Origin of the sequence: Aquimarina rubra (genome assembly GCF_042684305.1) — a bacterium.
Classification (GTDB): Bacteria; Bacteroidota; Bacteroidia; order Flavobacteriales; family Flavobacteriaceae; genus Aquimarina; species Aquimarina rubra.
Window position 1 is genome coordinate 434,939 of sequence record NZ_JBHULE010000019.1, and the last position, 17,450, is coordinate 452,388.

Below are 17,450 nucleotides of genomic sequence, written 5' to 3' on the forward strand. Positions count from 1 at the left end.
ATCTATTTATAGGTCGGAATTTAGTTTTTGGAATTTTACTTAAAGGTAAAGATCAATCAATCCTTCTGGAGTATCAACAAAGACTGTTTTTGCCTCTCTATCCACTTTATCTATAAATTCATCGTTCATTGGTATCAAAATTTCGATACCGTCGCGATCTATCTCAAAAAGTGCTTGAGCCGTACTATCGTTTATATGTTTGATAATACCTACTTCTCCAAAAGTACGATCAACGATCTTAAAACCTATTACTTCGTGGAAATAGAACTTATCACCTTCAAGTTTAGGTAGCAGGTCTAGCGGCAGATATATTTCTGCTTTCATCAAGTCATCTGCATCTTCTTCTGAATCTACATCTTCAAATTTCACCCTAAGCAAATCACTTTTATGTAGTGAACTTCTTTCAATAAAAAATGGAACCAGGTTTTTATTATAGTTAATAAAAACTGACTCCATTTTCACATAACTTTCGGGTTCATCCGTATCGAGTTTTATCAACACCTCGCCCTTAAAACTAAATTTGCTTACGATTTTGCCTAGATAGAAGCAATCTTCTTTCTTCATCGTTAGTAATGCAACTATTCTTCCTCGTTGCTAGCTTCTTCAGTTACTTCTGTTTCTGTAGCTTCTGCGGCAGCTTCTTCTGCTTTTGCAGCAGCTTCAGCTTCTGCAGCTTCAGCTTCACGCTTAGCGTTCACTTCTTTCTCTGCAGCAAGTGCTTTTGCTTTCGCATCAGCTTCTGCTTTAGCTAAAGAATCTTTCTTAGCATCTACAGTGCCTTCTTTTTCCTGTACCCAAGCATTGAATTTTTCTTCAGCTTGTTCTTCAGTTAAAGCACCTTTTCTAACTCCACCGGCAAGGTGGTTTTTCAGCATTGCTCCTTTATAAGAAAGGATAGCTCTAGCTGTATCAGTAGGTTGCGCTCCATTTTGTAACCATTTTACTGCACCATCAACATTTAGGTCAATAGTTGCAGGGTTAGTGTTTGGATTGTACGTACCGATTTTTTCTAAAAATCTACCATCTCTTTTTGCCCTAGCATCAGCTGCTACGATCCAGTAAAAAGGCTTTCCTTTTTTACCGTGTCTCTGTAATCTAATTTTAACAGACATATGAATTAATTTTTGGGTACTCGACCCCGGTTATAATTAAGTGCGCAAATGTAATCATTTTTAGTAAATTAACATTAGAACGACTCATCTTTATTTTTGATCTTAAAATCTTCCTTCATGTACCTCACAAAATAACTATACCTCCACATAAAATATGAAATCATTAAATAAGTGTAAAAACTTACTCAAATTCAATCCATAATGAGTTTTTGTGTATTTCATCGATGTTTTTTATCATTAATCGGTAAAAATTACGTTTTTTTCCATTTAAAAATTGTTTTCTTGAAATTTTCATTATATGTTTGTACCCGAACATCTAATTATAGTTTTGTCATAATTAGGTTTTTAAAGCCCCAAGCGTATGATTAAAAAAACTACCCTAGTATTGGCAGTTATCTGTCTAATTTTTAATTCTTGCACCACTGATGTGGAGTTTAACACTCCAGGATTACAAGCTACGATTGATGGAAAATTATTCAGACCTGATATTCGAAAAGCAATAATTCACGATGACGGTACTTTAGTAATCGTTGGAAATACTGGCACAGAATCCATCAGTTTCACTACTTCTTCTACAAATATCGGAACGTACCGATTAGAACAACAAGCTATCAACAAAGTTAGTTTTGAAGAAGACAACGTAAAATTTATTTCAGAAGATGGAATAACTAACGGACAAATAGTTATTACCGAAATTTATAACAATCAAGTTTCTGGTAATTTTTATTTTGAAGACCTAAAAGGAAGTAACGGAAAATCAATGAGCTTCCAAAATGGATGGTTTTATAAACTACCTATAGAAAATTTTGTTCCTGAAGTTGAAGAGGAAGAGGAAATTATTATCAATGTTGAAGAAGAAGAGGAAGAAGAGGAAGAAATCAACCCTTGTCTTCTTGATGCATCTCTGACTGCTATGATTAATGGTAATGAAATGATCACCGACGATCACGATGCCATCCCATTTGGAGTAAACAACCCGTCAATTCTTATCAAAGCAAGTAACGAGGATGAAGAAATAACTATCGTTTTCCCAATAGACGTTACCGTTGGAACTCATTCCTTAACTGGATCGGGAGAATATAGTGCAACATACAGTTTATACAATGACAAAGCTTCTGCAGTTTCGGGTAGATTAACAATAACATCTCACGATACAGAAACTAAATGTATCAGCGGTAGTTTTGAATTTACTACTACAAGCGGAGTTGTTGTCACAGAAGGATTATTTGAATACGGATATTAATCACAACTCAACTATAATTCGAAAAGCGTTCATCAATTATTTTGGTGAACGCTTTTTATTTTTAATAAATCCTAACAATATCTATTGAGCTCTATCTTTTAGGTATCCAAAAAGAAACAAATACCTTATCGTTAATAAATCTGAATAACTTTTAACCACTCGAACCTATCATTTTAGTTATTTTTGAAAATCGCTTCCATCGGAAGATTGAACTTTCTCGAAACTGATCTTTTTATGTACTTAATTTTTGATACTGAAACAACAGGTTTACCTAAGCGTTGGGACGCCCCGATAAGTGACACTGACAATTGGCCGAGATGTATACAAATCGCCTGGCAGTTGCACGATGAAATGGGTAATTGTATCGAACATCAGGATTATTTAGTAAAACCTGAAGGATTCAACATTCCTTATGATGCCGAGAAAATTCATGGAATATCTACCGCTTTGGCTGAACAAGATGGAATCACATTAACAGAAGTTCTAGAGAAATTCAACATAGCATTATCCAAAACCAAATTTATTGTAGGTCAGAATGTAGGTTTTGATGTCAATATCATGGGATCTGAATTTTACAGACTGGGCATTGATAATCAACTACAAGAATTACCAGTACTAGATACTTGTACAGAAACCACTGCTAGTTTATGCCAAATTCCTGGAGGACGTGGTGGTAAATTTAAACTTCCGACGTTAACTGAATTACACGAGTATCTTTTCGGAACAGCATTTGGAGAAGCCCATAATGCAACAGCAGATGTAGAAGCTACCACCCGATGTTTTTTTGAATTAATCCGTAAACAAGTTTTTACACAAGAAGAACTTGATGTACAACCAGATTATTTCGAAAATTTTAAAGAAAAGAACCCAGAACCTATTCAATTAATAGGTCTAAAGCACATAAATCTCAAAAAAGCCTCACAAAAAATCCAAGAGGCACTGGATCAACGGGGCGGTTCTGATATCTCTCAACAAGAGATTAAAGATAACATTGCTGCGCTGGATTCAGTAAACTTTGCACACCTTCATAATCATACACAATTTTCGGTTCTGCAATCAACTACCAGCATTCCTGATTTGGTAAAAGAAACTGCCAAACATAAAATGACTGCAGTTGCTATGACCGATCACGCCAATATGATGGGAGCTTTTCATTTCGTTTCTGCAGTTACAAATCATAACAAAAGCGTAAAAGCAGCTAATGAAGAAGCTATTGAAAACGGTGAGGAACCTACAGGAGTAGAAATAAAACCAATCGTAGGTTGTGAATTCTTTGTTTGTGAGAATCATAAAGACAAGTCCAGAAAAGACAATGGATACCAAATTGTGCTTCTCGCTAAAAATAAAAATGGATATCATAATCTGGCAAAAATGTCTTCCATTGGTTTTGTTGATGGATTCTACTACTTACCCAGAATTGATAAGGAAGTTATTAAACAGTATAAAGAAGACATTATTGTACTTACTGGAAACCTCTATGGTGAAGTTCCGAGTAAAGTGTTGAATATAGGAGAAAAACAAGCAGAGGAAGCCCTACTTTGGTGGCACCAGGAGTTTGGTGATGATTTGTATATAGAAATCATGCGTCACAATCAAGAAGATGAAAACCGAGTAAACCAAGTCCTGATTAATTTTTCCAAAAAACACAATATTAAAACCATTGCCACCAATAACACCTACTATTGCGAGAAAAAAGATGCCAATGCTCACGATATTCTTTTATGTGTAAAAGATGGAGAAAAACAAGCTACACCTATAGGTAGAGGAAGAGGGTATCGATATGGTTTGCCAAACCAAGAGTATTATTTTAAGTCCTCTGAAGAGATGAAAAATCTATTCAAAGATCTTCCGGAGGCGATTATTAATATTCAGGAAGTCATTGATAAGATAGAACCGTTTGTTCTAGCCAGAGATGTATTATTACCTGCCTTTGATATACCAGAGGAGTTTCAATCAGAAGAAGACAAGATCGATGGAGGTAAAAGAGGAGAAAATGCATACTTAAGACACATTACCTATAAAGGAGCAAAAATAAGATACGGAGAAATTACTCCTGAGATTGACGAAAGATTAGATTTTGAGCTTAAAGTAATAGAGAATACAGGATATCCTGGATATTTCTTGATTGTAGAGGATTTTATTCGAGCAGCCAGAGATATGGGAGTATCAGTTGGACCAGGGCGTGGATCTGCCGCCGGATCAGCGGTAGCCTACTGTTTATGGATTACCAATCTTGATCCCATTAAATATGATCTACTTTTTGAGAGATTCTTAAATCCGGATCGTGTAAGTATGCCCGATATTGATATTGACTTTGATGATGAAGGACGTGGACGTGTAATGGATTACGTAATCGAAAAATACGGAGCTAATCAGGTCGCACAGATCATTACTTATGGTACGATGGCCGCAAAATCCTCTATTAGAGATACTGCACGCGTATTGGATCTTCCTCTTAGTGATGCTGACAGAATAGCCAAATTAATTCCTAACATGTCCAAATTAGGGAAAATATTTGGTGTAGATGAAGCAGTACTTAAGAAAAAATTTAGAAGTGACGAATTAGAAAAAGTAAACGAATTACTAAATATTGCTGAAGGAAGTGACCTGGAAGCCGAAACACTGAATCAAGCCCGAGTTTTAGAAGGTTCTGTAAGAAATACCGGTATTCATGCTTGTGGAGTTATCATCACTCCGGATGATATTACCAAATTTGTTCCTGTAGCTTTGGCAAAAGATTCAGATATGTACTGTACACAGTTTGATAACTCGGTTGTGGAAAGTGCTGGTTTACTAAAAATGGATTTCCTTGGGTTAAAAACATTAACCCTAATTAAGGATACGGTAAAAATTGTCAAAGCAAAACACGGAGTGGAACTCGATCCTGAGAATTTTCCGCTGGATGATGAAGAAACCTATGCGTTATTCCAAAGAGGAGAAACCGTTGGGGTGTTCCAATATGAATCTCCCGGGATGCAAAAATACATGAAGGAACTAAAACCTACGGTTTTTGCTGATCTTATTGCAATGAACGCATTGTATCGTCCAGGTCCTTTAGAATATATCCCGAGTTTTATTAACAGAAAACACGGTACCGAAGAAATTATCTATGACCTTGAAGCTTGTGAAGAGTATCTAAAAGAAACCTACGGAATTACGGTATATCAAGAGCAAGTGATGCTATTATCACAGAAACTGGCAGATTTCACCAAAGGTGAAGCCGATGTACTTCGTAAAGCAATGGGTAAGAAGCAGAAAGCGGTTCTGGATAAAATGAAACCTAAATTCATTGAACAAGCTGCTGCAAAAGGTCATGCCGAAGACAAGCTTGAAAAAATCTGGAAAGACTGGGAAGCCTTTGCTGCCTATGCGTTTAACAAATCCCACTCCACTTGTTATGCCTGGATAGCTTATCAGACAGCATATTTAAAAGCACACTATCCTGCAGAATATATGGCTGCAGTGCTTTCTAACAATATGAATGATATCAAGCAGGTTACTTTCTTTATGGAAGAATGTAAGCGAATGAAATTAGAAGTATTGGGCCCCGATGTGAATGAATCCTATAGGAAATTCTCTGTAAACAAAGATGGCGCAGTACGATTTGGTATGGGAGCGATCAAAGGTGTTGGTACCGGGGCTGTTGCTACCATTGTAGAAAACAGAAAAGAAGATGGGCCTTATAGATCCATTTTTGATATGGCAAAGCGTATCGATTTACGTGCTGCTAATAAAAAAGCATTTGAGAGTCTAGCGCTAGCAGGTGGTTTTGATTCTTTTACCGAAACACATAGAGGCCAATATTTTCATCAAGATGGAGATGGAATTACCTTCCTAGAAAAAGCCATGAAATATGGAGCTAAATATCAAGAGAATGAAAATTCCTCTCAAGTAAGTTTGTTTGGAGAAGCCAGTGATGTTCAAATACCAGAACCAGTAGTTCCTCCTTGCGAAGAATGGGGGACCATGGAGAAACTTGCCCGAGAAAAAGAGGTGGTAGGTATTTATATTTCTGGACACCCACTGGATGATTTTAAATACGAAATGAAATATTTCTGCAACGGAACATTACTGAATTTTGCTGATTTAGAAAACAACCTGAATCGTGAAATATCATTTGGTGGAGTGATTACCGGAGTAGAACATCGTACTTCTAAAAACGGAAAGGGTTGGGCCACTTTTACTATTGAGGATTATAATACCGCTCACGAGTTTAGGATTTTTGGAGAAGATTATCTAAAACACAGACCTTTTTTGGTACAGAGTACCTTTGTATATGCCAAAGCCTTTATAAAAGAAGGCTGGGTAAACCGTGATACCGGTAAAAAAGGAGATCCTAGAATACAGTTTAACAGTTTTCAGTTGCTACACGATGTCCTGGAAACCTATGCCAGAAAGTTAACCATACAATTAGATATCAATGACCTCTCTGATAAAAGAATTGATGGTTTAAAGCAATTATTGACAGAGCATTCTGGAAATCACACTTTAAATTTTGTAATATTCGAAATGGCCGAAAAACTAAAGTTGCATATGCCTAGTCGAAAACAGAAGGTAAATATATCTCCGGAGTTGCTTACAGCATTAGAAAATGATTCGGTGTATTATAAATTGAATTAGAAAAACGCTAAAGCCGGCATCAAGCTGTTGAATCACAACTTAGGATGCCGACCTTGCAAAGGGGTAATGCTATCTTTTTATTGACAAGTTCTTACTTTTACTTCAAGAATATCTCTGTATGATTCCCAACAGTCTTCATAATCGTGCACATATCCACCAATATTATCTTTTAATTTTCTTTCATATCCGGCACCAAATTTAGCTCGTTCTACATAATAGAAAATATCATAAGCACCGTCAGGTGGAGTAATAGCTGTAGTCGAACCATCAATTTTATTCTCTTTCCAGACAATATTATCATAATCTATAGTTCCACCTTCTTGTTTAGATTTATATTCGATACCAATTCTAAAATTATCAGCAACGTTATTAATAAATTCTATTTGATTATGTTGTCTTCCTGTGGCAGTACAGTTAAGCGCTACATAATCGGTAGTGTATCCCATTTTGGCTAAACTATTATCTTTTAAGAATCGAATCGTATAAGCGATAGGAACACCAGGATTATCTCTACTATACACTGCATTTTCGCCTTTTATAATGGATTGTAAATCTCCAAAGTTCTGCGCTGAAACGGCTTCAGAGGCCACAGCAGCGTTACCACCTATGGTTACTGTCGTGATGTTAGATTCATTCAAGATTTCTTTATACTTCGCCTCTACAGTTCCAGAAGCACTATTCAAACCACTAGCATAATTAAACGCTCCTGTCAACTCAGCCTCAGTAGCTTCAGCAGTAGTTTCCATTCTAAACATAATAATTCTACCATAATTTACCGAATGCACATATGCTGGTGGTGTTGTAGAATTAAACGCATTCTCTATTTGAGTTAATGATACGTCCGCTCTAAAAACATCTGCCGGATTATCCGGTGTATCCATAGTTATGGTATAAAAAACTTGTTTAAATACCATTATAGCCACTCTTCTGGTCGAAGTAGTTTCATAATTAAATTGCGCAGAAACATCTCCTGTAGCCCATTCGGTATTCATTCCAACTTCTAAACTCATTTGTTTAGAACTGTACGAAGTACTTGCAGCATAGGATGAATTAGAAGCATTTACATATCCTTCTTGATATGCATTAGCATTCCAATATTCTAATGCTTCATCAATTTTAGCTTGTACATTAGAATTTCTTGGATCTTCTATTCTAATATTTCCTGCTTCCCCAATACCTGGTAAGTCCAAACGAATGGTCATAGGAGCTCTACCTAGTGTAAATGCCTCGGGTAAACCATCTCTCATCGTTTGATTTCCTATAACTAAAGCACCGGGCCAAACGATACCATTAGTAGGACGAAGAATCGCAACGTCTTCAAAATTTGCTTTAAGGTTATAGTCTACCCTAACACAAGTAGTTTCTATTCCTTCATTATACGAATTATCAGTTGTTGTTTCTCCTGGAGTCTTTAATAACGCTTCTCCACCTGTATCTTCTAGTCCCAATAATTGATTAGCATCATAATCAAGATTTTTAATAAAATCATTGATGTTGTTTGCCTCTGGATTAACAGGATCTCCTGGTATTACATCTTCATCCTTACTACAAGAACTACATGCTATTAGCGTACTTATAATACAAATTAAAATAAACGCTTGGGGCATTTTTAAAATTGAAGTTTTCATTGATTTATGTTTTTTTGATTCAACGAGTCAAAACTATCCGAAAAGTCTCCTAGCACCTAATTTTTAGTATGGACAAAGTATGGACAAGCATTAAAAATCAATGAGTTACATAACTTTTTAGCTTCACTTAACTTCGAGTCTTCTTTGTGAAATTTCTTAGTGTTTTCAAGGGGTTCTGTAGTTCATTAAGTGGAAGAAAATCAATTTTTAAGACATTTTTTGTTTAAAAAAGATGATTCCTTCAATGGACAAGTTTATATAATTAAAGTATTTATTAAGTACCTTAGATGGAAACTAAACGACCATTCTTTATGAAATTTTATGCTTTAATTCTGTGCTTTTTTCTTGGTAATTTCAAATTTATATATGGGCAAAACGATACTAAACTAGATAGCTTACTGAGTGTTTATAAAAATCAACCAGATGGTATTCCTAAAATAGAGACTTTAGAAGCATTATTCTATCAAGAAACGTATACTGATCCTCAAAAAGGGGAAAACTATGCAAGGAAAGCAGTTTCCATTTCAGAAAAAATAAATTATGAACTAGGACGAAATATTGGATTATATCATATTGGGGTAAGCTATATTCTTAGGCAAAATGCTGATTCTGCTAAGTTTTACTACAACCAAGCCTTAGTAAATTTCGAAAAAACAGATGAACCGGACAATATTGCTATGGTTCTGGATGCTCTCGGAGGTATCAAGAAAATGGAAGGAGCTTTTACGGAAGCCATCCAAATGAAAGAAAAAGCTAGTAATATTTATTTAGAACAAGAAGACTACTTAAGATACGGCATCAGTATTGGCGAAATTGGAAGCACATACATGGAAAAAGGTAATTACAAGATTGCCCTTCAAAAAAGCCTAGAAGCATTGAAAATAATCGATACTATACAAGAACAACCCTGGAGAAAAGCTGATATTCTTCGTAATATTGGTCGTACAGAGCATTTTAGAAAAAATTATAAGGAAGCGATTGGATATTTTAAAGAAGCCCTTAGAATATATCTAGAAACCAATGATAAACTTTGGGAAGGATATACATACTATGATATCGGAAGTGCACTTTTAGAACTTAAAGAACAAGATCAAGCCCGGGACTATTTTAACAAAAGTCTTGATATTGGAAAAAGTCTTGATATTCCAGATATGAAAGCCAATGCTTATGGAAGCTTAGCAATGATTTTTACGGATAATGAACAGTATACTAAAGCTATAGAATATGTGGATATCACCCTAAAAATTCATCGAAAAATAAATTCTATAACAAATGAAATTTTTAGTTTAAGAGAAAAAGGAAGAATTCTTACCGAGATGGGAAAATACAACGAAGCTCTTACTTTTCTAAATCTATCTGTTAAAAAAGCCGATTCTATTGAAGCGATTGATCTTTCTAAAATAGCTTATGAAAGTAGGTCTGAGACTTATGAACAAAATAACCAAATGAAAAAAGCACTAGAAGATCGAAAACAATATCAACTGTTAAACGATAGCATTTTTAATAAAACAAAATCACAACAGATAGAAGAACTAAAAATAATATATGAAACAGAGAAAAAAGAAGCCGCAATTGCTTTACAAAAAGAAGAAATAAAAAACCTAAACCAGCAAGTAGAAATTAGCAACTTACGCAAAACCTTATATGCTGGAGGAATGATTTCATTTATCGCCTTCTCAGGATTACTGTTTTTTGGATTCAGACAACGTATAAAAAGGAATGCGATAGAACGTGAAAAGCAGGAGGAAATCTATAAGCAAGAAATCGAATTTAAAAAGAAAGAACTCACCTCACAAACATTGCATCTGGTTCAAAAAAGTAGTTTCATCCAGGAATTAAAAGAAAACCTAGAACGTATTAAGAATTCTCCTGAACTTTTTAAAGTTGAATTTAGACGCCTCGTGATGTTATTAAAAAAAGAAAGTGCCGAGGATAAAGACTGGGAGGTGTTTAAATCTTACTTTGCTGATGTACACAACAATTTTGATAACAAGCTTAAGTCCATCTACAGTGAAATTTCTGAAAAAGAAATACGATTAGCTTCTTTCTTAAGAATGAACCTTACCACTAAAGAAATCGCTACAATGCTCAATGTATTACCTGATAGTGTACTAAAATCTAAATACCGTCTAAAAAAGAAATTGAATCTAGATAAAGAAACAGACCTATATCAATTCTTAAATACATTATAGAAGTGTCTGTTTTAAAATTATTATATCTTGTAAAAGAATCGCACATCAGAACTTATGCAAAAGAATACATTGTACATTATAACTATTGGTATTATTATTCTTGGTGCAGTATCATATTTCGCTTTCAATCTAAAAAAATCAGACAACAAAAGTGAATATGTTGCCATCATACCCATCGCTACACATTCAAACGGAATGGATTTTATTAGTTCTTCCGCTTGTATAGAATGCCATCAACAAATCGTAGAAGATCATCATCGCACCGCACATTTTAATTCTTTCCAACCTGCTAGCAAAAACACAATCAAAGGAAGTTTTGAAGAAGGCAAAAACACATTACGATTAAACGATGATGTTACTTTTAAATTCATAGAAAAGAATACTGGTTTTTATCAGGAACCAGTAATCAAGGATCAAGATGTTCCTTTTTATTCTGCAAAGATGAATATTGTTGTAGGTTCTGGAACTAAAGGGCAATCTTATTTGATGTGGAATAATAATAACTTGTTTCAATTACAAGCTTCTTATTTCACTCCTACTAATAGTTGGATTAATAGTCCGGGAGCACCGGATCAGTTAGCCCCAGCCAGACCTGTTTTAGAACGTTGCTTAGAATGCCATACCACCTATGCTCAGAATATCTCAGGCAATAAAAATGGCAACCAATTTCATCGAGAAAATTTGGTATATGGGATTGATTGTCAACGCTGTCATGGACCTGTAAAAGAACACGTAAAATATCACAAACAAAACCCTTATGATAAGATTGCTAAACACATTATAAAGTACAGCTCATTATCCAGACAACAAAGATTAGATGCGTGTGCCCTGTGTCATTCTGGTTTAAGAACAGAAACCACAGAACGTGCTTTTTCTTTTATGACAGGAGATACACTAAAAAAGTTTTCATTTCCTGATTATGACGAATCAAGTCTAGAAGAACTAGATGTACATGGTAATCAATACGGTTTATTGAAAGCAAGCAAATGTTTTACAAAAAGTATCACTCTTGACTGTACGACTTGTCACGATCCTCACAAAAAAGAGAGAGGAAATTTTACTACGTTTAATCAAAAATGTATGAGTTGTCATTCAACTATGGAAAAACCTATAAATTGTTCTGGTGATAAAGACGAGATCAGAAAAATGAGTAACAATTGTATTCAATGCCATATGCCTTTAGTGAAAAGTAAGACAATGAAAATACAAATCCCCGAAAATGGTGAAGTTTCTGTGGATGTAAGAACTCATTTAATAGGAATCTATAATCAAAAGGTGAATTAAAAACTTAATCAAAAAAACTTCTGGCCCAATCTTCAGCTTCACTCAGGTCCTTAAAAAAAGTAAAAGCTTCATTCCAAAGAGGCTGCTCTTGGAGGGCTCTTTTTATTTCTTCCGGGTTTTTAGAAACAATGGCAAAGCCAATCATGTTTTTCAATATTCTTCCTTTATAGACATTCAGATCAATATCGTGAGGGAATTTTCTATGCGTAATGAATATAAAATTTCTTCCTTTATAGAACGTTTCAAGATGATCCGTAATCTCAGCCGCCGTTTCCATAGTAATGGCAGAGTTAGGCTTCATCTCCAAAATTGCGTGACATTCTTTAAAAACAAGATTACAATATGGCAATTCAGTTTGTTTCATTTTATTTTTTACAACTGTAAATATAATGTTAATTTTTTTCTGATGTTGAATTGACTTTTTGGTTCTTTTCATAACCTAGACCTTAGGATTAAAAATTAACTAAAGATTGAAAGAATAATTCTTTGTCTGTTTGATTTAAATTATATTTGGTATCAATAAACTCGATAACCTTATAGTCAAAACAAATATTATGATTGTAAGCTTTGGGAGAATTATTGACTAATTTTGTGAAATTAAAAGCGAATAAGAATTTTAAACAATAAATAACTATGGCATTAGAGATAACAGATGCTACTTTTGATGAAGTAGTACTTAAAAGCGATAAACCTGTATTGGTTGATTTTTGGGCAGCATGGTGTGGCCCTTGTAGAATGGTAGGACCAATCATCGAGCAAATTAGTGAAGAATATGATGGAAAAGCCGTTGTAGGTAAAGTTGATGTAGATGCAAATCAAGAATTTGCTGCTAAATATGGAGTGAGAAATATTCCAACAGTATTAGTTTTCCAAAACGGAGAAGTAGTTGGTCGTCAAGTAGGCGTTTCTCCTAAAAATGTATATGCAGAAGCATTAGATTCGTTAATCTAAGAAATAACATAACAAAAGAAAAAGGGTTGACGGATTGTCAACCCTTTTTTTATAAAATATATTTTACTAATCCGTATATTGTTTGCTACAATTAATCTGTAATCTTTTACACAATCCAGAAGGATGATGAAAATCCAAAATGAAATTAATAAAACAGGTGGTTTTACAAACCTGGAACTTTTAGCAAAACAAGTAGTAGAAGGCTTTATTTCTGGAATGCATAAAAGTCCTTTTCACGGATTTTCTGCAGAATTTGCAGAACACAAAGTGTATAATAATGGAGAGAGCACCAAACATATAGATTGGAAATTGTATGCCAAAACAGATAAATTATTTACTAAGAGATATGAGGAAGAAACCAACTTAAGATGTCATATTATCATTGATAATTCGTCATCTATGCATTATCCCGAGGTAAAAGAACATCATCTGGGATCATTAAATAAGATTAGCTTTTCTGTTCTTGCCACTGCTTGTTTAATGAATATCCTAAAAAAACAGAGAGACGCTATTGGTCTTAGCATTTATAGTGACACCTATGATTACTACACTCAGGAAAAAGGGAGTGAGCGACATCATCAAATGCTTTTAAGTAAGTTAAGCCAAATAGTAACTTCTACTCCTAACACAAAAAATACAGATACTTATACCTTTTTACATCAGATAGCAGAAAAAATTCATCGTAGATCCTTGATCTTTTTGTTTACAGACATGTTACAAGCTACCTCAAGTCCGGAAAAATTATTTGAGGCACTAAGACACCTTAAGTACAATAAACATGAAGTGGTATTGTTCCATACTTTTGACAGTACGAAGGAGTTAAATTTTGACTTTAGCAATCGTCCTACTCGATTTATAGATGTAGAAACCGGTGAACACGTAAATTTATATGCAGATAATATAAAAGAAAACTACAAGAAAGCTGTTGCTTCTTATTTTTATGATCTTAAATTAAAATGTTCTCAATATAAAATAAAGTATGTAGAAGCTGATATCACAAAAGATTTTGATAAAATCCTCACTACGTATTTAGTTGAAAGGCAGAAATTTGTATAAATATTGAAATTTAATTCAAAAAAAAACTAAAAAAACATTTGTGAGTATTAAAATGAGGTGTATATTTGCATCCGCAATAAGGCAATGGTCTGGTAGTTCAGTTGGTTAGAATACCTGCCTGTCACGCAGGGGGTCGCGGGTTCGAGTCCCGTCCAGACCGCAAAATTGCAAAAGCTTCAACTAACATTGAAGCTTTTTTTTGCAATGAACAAAGTTGTGTTGTCCCACGCCTGTTGCGTGGGTGGTTTAGTAGTAAACCAATGAGAAGCTTTTCCTGAAAACGGAGAGGCTTTTTTTAGTTTCTAGAGGATCCAAATCAATTGTAATGTTGAAGTACATAATTTCCTGAAACCAATTCGCTACTCCAACATCAACATCTTCCACATTTTAAACTCCAATAAACTAACTTTCTATTTCCTGATTGAATTCATTTTGATAATTAGTAGTCTTTTTCTTACTTATTTATTTTTTAAATACTATAATTATGTTAAAATGTAATTTTTTTACGATAAAATACACAAAAAGTTTGGTGGTTACGAATTTTGCACTATCTTTACAAAGTGAAAATGAGTTAGTGCTTTCATTACCCCCCAAGATGAAAGTTTTTATAAAAGTGAGTTTTAATTTTAGAATAAGCCCCTAAATTAAGATGATTTGTGTGAAGAAAAAGAGCGTGGAGACGCTCTTTTTTGTTTGTTATATATATCAGAAAAACTTTAAAACATTTAATTCACTAAGAATCTTTTATTAAAACAGTTCTCCCCAATACTCCCAAACCTTGTTTACATACAAAATAATAAAGGCAATAGAAACCACAAATTTTACAAAAGTCCCGGCAAGAAAGCCAAGAAAAGATCCAAAAGCTGCTTTTAATGCTTTAGAAGAATCATTACTATCCTTTATCAATTCTCCAACAAAAGCCCCTGCAAAAGGACCAATGATAATACCGAAAGGGCCTAAAAATAACAAACCAATAATAAGTCCAATAGAACTACCTATCATCCCATATTTTGTGCCTCCAAAGCGTTTCGTACCCCATGCAGGAACAATATAATCCAATACCCAAACTAACACTGCAATACCTAATGTGATTCCAAGAAAAGTCCAGTTTTGCGGAATAACATTCGTGAAATGAAGTATTAATAAACCAATCCATGATGTTAAAGGCCCCGGTAATACCGGCAGAAAACTACCTATAATTCCAACCAGACACAAAATAAAACCAATAATTACTAATGCTATATCCATAATTAACTATTAGACTAAGATTATCGTTTTTTGTTACGGAAACTATGTAAAAGATCTTCTTCCTAATCCTTTTTAAAATATTTTCAACTAAAAATTTAGTTAAATTAAAAAAAAAACTATATTTGTCATTCAACTAATATTTTAGTTGAATAGGTTTAGTTGTCTAAATCACAATATTGGGGTCGTCAATCTGAGTCTTTGCCTTAGTTTATCAAAATAAATTAATGATGCACAGACTCAAGATTGACATAATGCTCTAAATTATTATTTGTAAAAGAAAAAACATGTTTCATTACCTGCTTCAGATCTTAATATTTCAGCTATTGTTCCTGTTGATCTATGACATATTCCATAAAAAGGACACCTTTTTTAATTGGAATCGACTATATCTACTGGTGGTACCGTTTCTATCTTTGATATTACCATTTATAGAGATTGATTTTTTAAGTTCAAGTTCTACATTGAGCTATGTATCCAACATAGAACGGACGATTGTCGCTTCTACAGAAAACATACTTTTTAATCAAACTGAAGTTGCCGCAAAAAACACTTCTAAACCTATTAATTGGTGGATTGTAATTTATTTAACCGGAATAGTACTTAGTCTTGTGCATCTTATCCTCAAGTTTCATAAACTTCATATTCTAAAAAATGTTTCTAACATCACCAGAGCCTTTGACAAAAGAATTGTGATACTTCCTAACAGTTCGCACGCATTTTCTTTTTGGAATACTATTTTTTTAGGAGATTCCTTATCAGAAGAAGAAAAGAAAAATATTATTTCGCACGAGCTGGTTCACGTACACCAAAAGCATACGATAGATCAAATAGGTATAGAAATATTGAAGATATTGTTATGGTGGAATCCTTTAATATATATCTATCAGGCAAGAATCACGTTACTTCATGAATATATCGCTGACTCGATTACCATTAGCAAAGTCAATCAAAGAAATTATATAGAACAATTACTGAATGCTGCGTTTCAGACCGAAAAAATAACGTTCATCAATCAATTTTTTAATCAATCATTAATCAAAAAACGAATACTTATGTTACAAAAGTCCCAATCGAAATCTATTGCCAAATTTAAATACCTGTTATTAATCCCGGTTATCACGGGAATACTTACCTATACTTCCTGTAAAGACACAGATCAAACCCAATCAAATCAAACTTCTACCGGGCTTGAAGATGAAAGCCTATCCAAAGAAGATAATTCTATTACAATCAAACAACCTAAATGTCTTATTCAAGGTTCTTCACATGATTTCACATTAGACAATTATTTAAAACTTAAGAATGGCAAGGAATCCGATATCATCGCCAAATTAGTATCTTTAGAAAATAATGAGGTAGTTAGAACTGTATTATTACCTAAATCCCAGACTTATTTTGTAAGAAATATCCCCGAAGGAATTTATCGCGTGGATGTAATTTATGGAGAAGGATATACCGAAAAAGAAACCGACGGTTCTTGCACAGGTTACTTTAAAAAAGAATTAATTTCGGAAACGGGAGAAGATATTCTAGACTATAATGTTATTATCAATGATAAAGGCAAAAATGTTCCTTCTTATAGTTTAGCAATGGATTTGTTACCAGAAAGCGAACGTAATAGAAACACATCGGACTACACGGATAATCAAACTGCAGAAACAACATCGCCAAAAGCCAACGAAATCTTTAAAAAAGATGCTGAGCCCTTTTGTGCAAACCAGGGAGACAACAAATATGACTACAACATTGATAACTATCTAAAATTTACCAGCGGAGAAAATGCTGAACTGATTGTTGACATAGTTACTACTGAGACTTCTGAAGTGGTGAGAACAGTATATTTACCTAAAAACACCGAATATTTTGCTCGAAATATTCCTAATGGTATTTACCATTTGAAAATTGTCTATGGAGAAGGGTATCAGGAAAACTCAAAAAATGGAACTTGTGAGCTTTCCTTCAAAAAAGAATTAATGGTAGAAAAAGGAGAAGATGTTTTAGATTTTAATGTAATTACAACATCGCAAGGACGGAATGTACCCTCCTACTCTATCACTTTAGATATGCTAGAAGAACATAACCATTAACAGAGCAAACTAGAAAAATTAAAATTAAA

Annotated in this window: 12 protein-coding genes and 1 tRNA gene; 8 read left to right on the forward strand and 5 right to left on the reverse strand. The window is 34.0% G+C overall.

What is annotated here, in order from left to right:
• Positions 1-39: 39 nt before the first annotated feature.
• Complete coding sequence (rimM, locus tag ACFSR1_RS10570; protein ID WP_378292267.1) at positions 40-564, reverse strand: ribosome maturation factor RimM; 525 nt, start codon at positions 562-564, stop codon at positions 40-42.
• A gap of 14 nt (positions 565-578) precedes the next feature.
• The gene (locus tag ACFSR1_RS10575; protein WP_378292269.1) at positions 579-1,112 is read right to left on the reverse strand and encodes a 30S ribosomal protein S16; all 534 of its coding nucleotides are present in this window, start codon (positions 1,110-1,112) and stop codon (positions 579-581) included.
• A 361-nt stretch (positions 1,113-1,473) separates the two neighbouring features.
• Between ACFSR1_RS10575 and ACFSR1_RS10580 the strand changes: the two genes are divergently transcribed.
• Together ACFSR1_RS10580 and dnaE are read left to right on the forward strand one after the other, a co-directional pair.
• Complete coding sequence (locus ACFSR1_RS10580; RefSeq protein ID WP_378292271.1) at positions 1,474-2,355, forward strand: DUF6252 family protein; 882 nt, start codon at positions 1,474-1,476, stop codon at positions 2,353-2,355.
• Positions 2,356-2,589: 234 nt separating this feature from the next.
• Positions 2,590-6,975 carry a DNA polymerase III subunit alpha gene (dnaE, locus tag ACFSR1_RS10585; protein ID WP_378292273.1) on the forward strand — a complete coding sequence of 1,462 codons (4,386 nt, stop codon included), beginning with the start codon at positions 2,590-2,592 and terminating at the stop codon, positions 6,973-6,975.
• Between the two features lie 77 nt (positions 6,976-7,052).
• Here dnaE and ACFSR1_RS10590 read toward each other — a convergent pair whose 3' ends face one another.
• Entirely contained in the window at positions 7,053-8,603 is a 1,551-nt protein-coding gene (locus ACFSR1_RS10590; protein ID WP_378292274.1) for a thiol-activated cytolysin family protein, read from the reverse strand.
• A 287-nt stretch (positions 8,604-8,890) separates the two neighbouring features.
• On the opposite strand from ACFSR1_RS10590, the gene ACFSR1_RS10595 reads away from it, so the two are divergent.
• A complete protein-coding gene (locus ACFSR1_RS10595; protein WP_378292276.1) occupies positions 8,891-10,795 on the forward strand; it encodes a tetratricopeptide repeat protein in 1,905 nt (634 codons plus the stop codon).
• A gap of 54 nt (positions 10,796-10,849) precedes the next feature.
• On the forward strand, positions 10,850-12,079 hold the full coding sequence (locus tag ACFSR1_RS10600) for a multiheme c-type cytochrome (protein WP_378292278.1): 1,230 nt from the start codon (positions 10,850-10,852) through the stop codon (positions 12,077-12,079).
• 4 nt (positions 12,080-12,083) lie between these two features.
• Here ACFSR1_RS10600 and ACFSR1_RS10605 read toward each other — a convergent pair whose 3' ends face one another.
• Positions 12,084-12,443, reverse strand: coding sequence for a hypothetical protein (locus tag ACFSR1_RS10605; protein WP_378292280.1), 360 nt, complete (start codon positions 12,441-12,443; stop codon positions 12,084-12,086).
• A gap of 269 nt (positions 12,444-12,712) precedes the next feature.
• On the opposite strand from ACFSR1_RS10605, the gene trxA reads away from it, so the two are divergent.
• The 3 genes from trxA (at position 12,713) to ACFSR1_RS10620 (ending at position 14,246) form a co-directional block, all read left to right on the forward strand.
• Entirely contained in the window at positions 12,713-13,030 is a 318-nt protein-coding gene (gene trxA / locus ACFSR1_RS10610) for a thioredoxin (protein ID WP_027394894.1), read from the forward strand.
• A gap of 126 nt (positions 13,031-13,156) precedes the next feature.
• A complete protein-coding gene (locus tag ACFSR1_RS10615) occupies positions 13,157-14,086 on the forward strand; it encodes a DUF58 domain-containing protein (protein WP_378294494.1) in 930 nt (309 codons plus the stop codon).
• An 86-nt stretch (positions 14,087-14,172) separates the two neighbouring features.
• Positions 14,173-14,246, forward strand: a tRNA-Asp gene (locus tag ACFSR1_RS10620).
• Between the two features lie 587 nt (positions 14,247-14,833).
• Here the strand turns inward: ACFSR1_RS10620 and ACFSR1_RS10625 are convergent.
• Positions 14,834-15,334, reverse strand: coding sequence for a DUF456 domain-containing protein (locus ACFSR1_RS10625; RefSeq protein WP_378292282.1), 501 nt, complete (start codon positions 15,332-15,334; stop codon positions 14,834-14,836).
• A 284-nt stretch (positions 15,335-15,618) separates the two neighbouring features.
• On the opposite strand from ACFSR1_RS10625, the gene ACFSR1_RS10630 reads away from it, so the two are divergent.
• The gene (locus ACFSR1_RS10630) at positions 15,619-17,421 is read left to right on the forward strand and encodes a M56 family metallopeptidase (RefSeq protein WP_378292284.1); all 1,803 of its coding nucleotides are present in this window, start codon (positions 15,619-15,621) and stop codon (positions 17,419-17,421) included.
• Positions 17,422-17,450 lie beyond the last annotated feature (29 nt).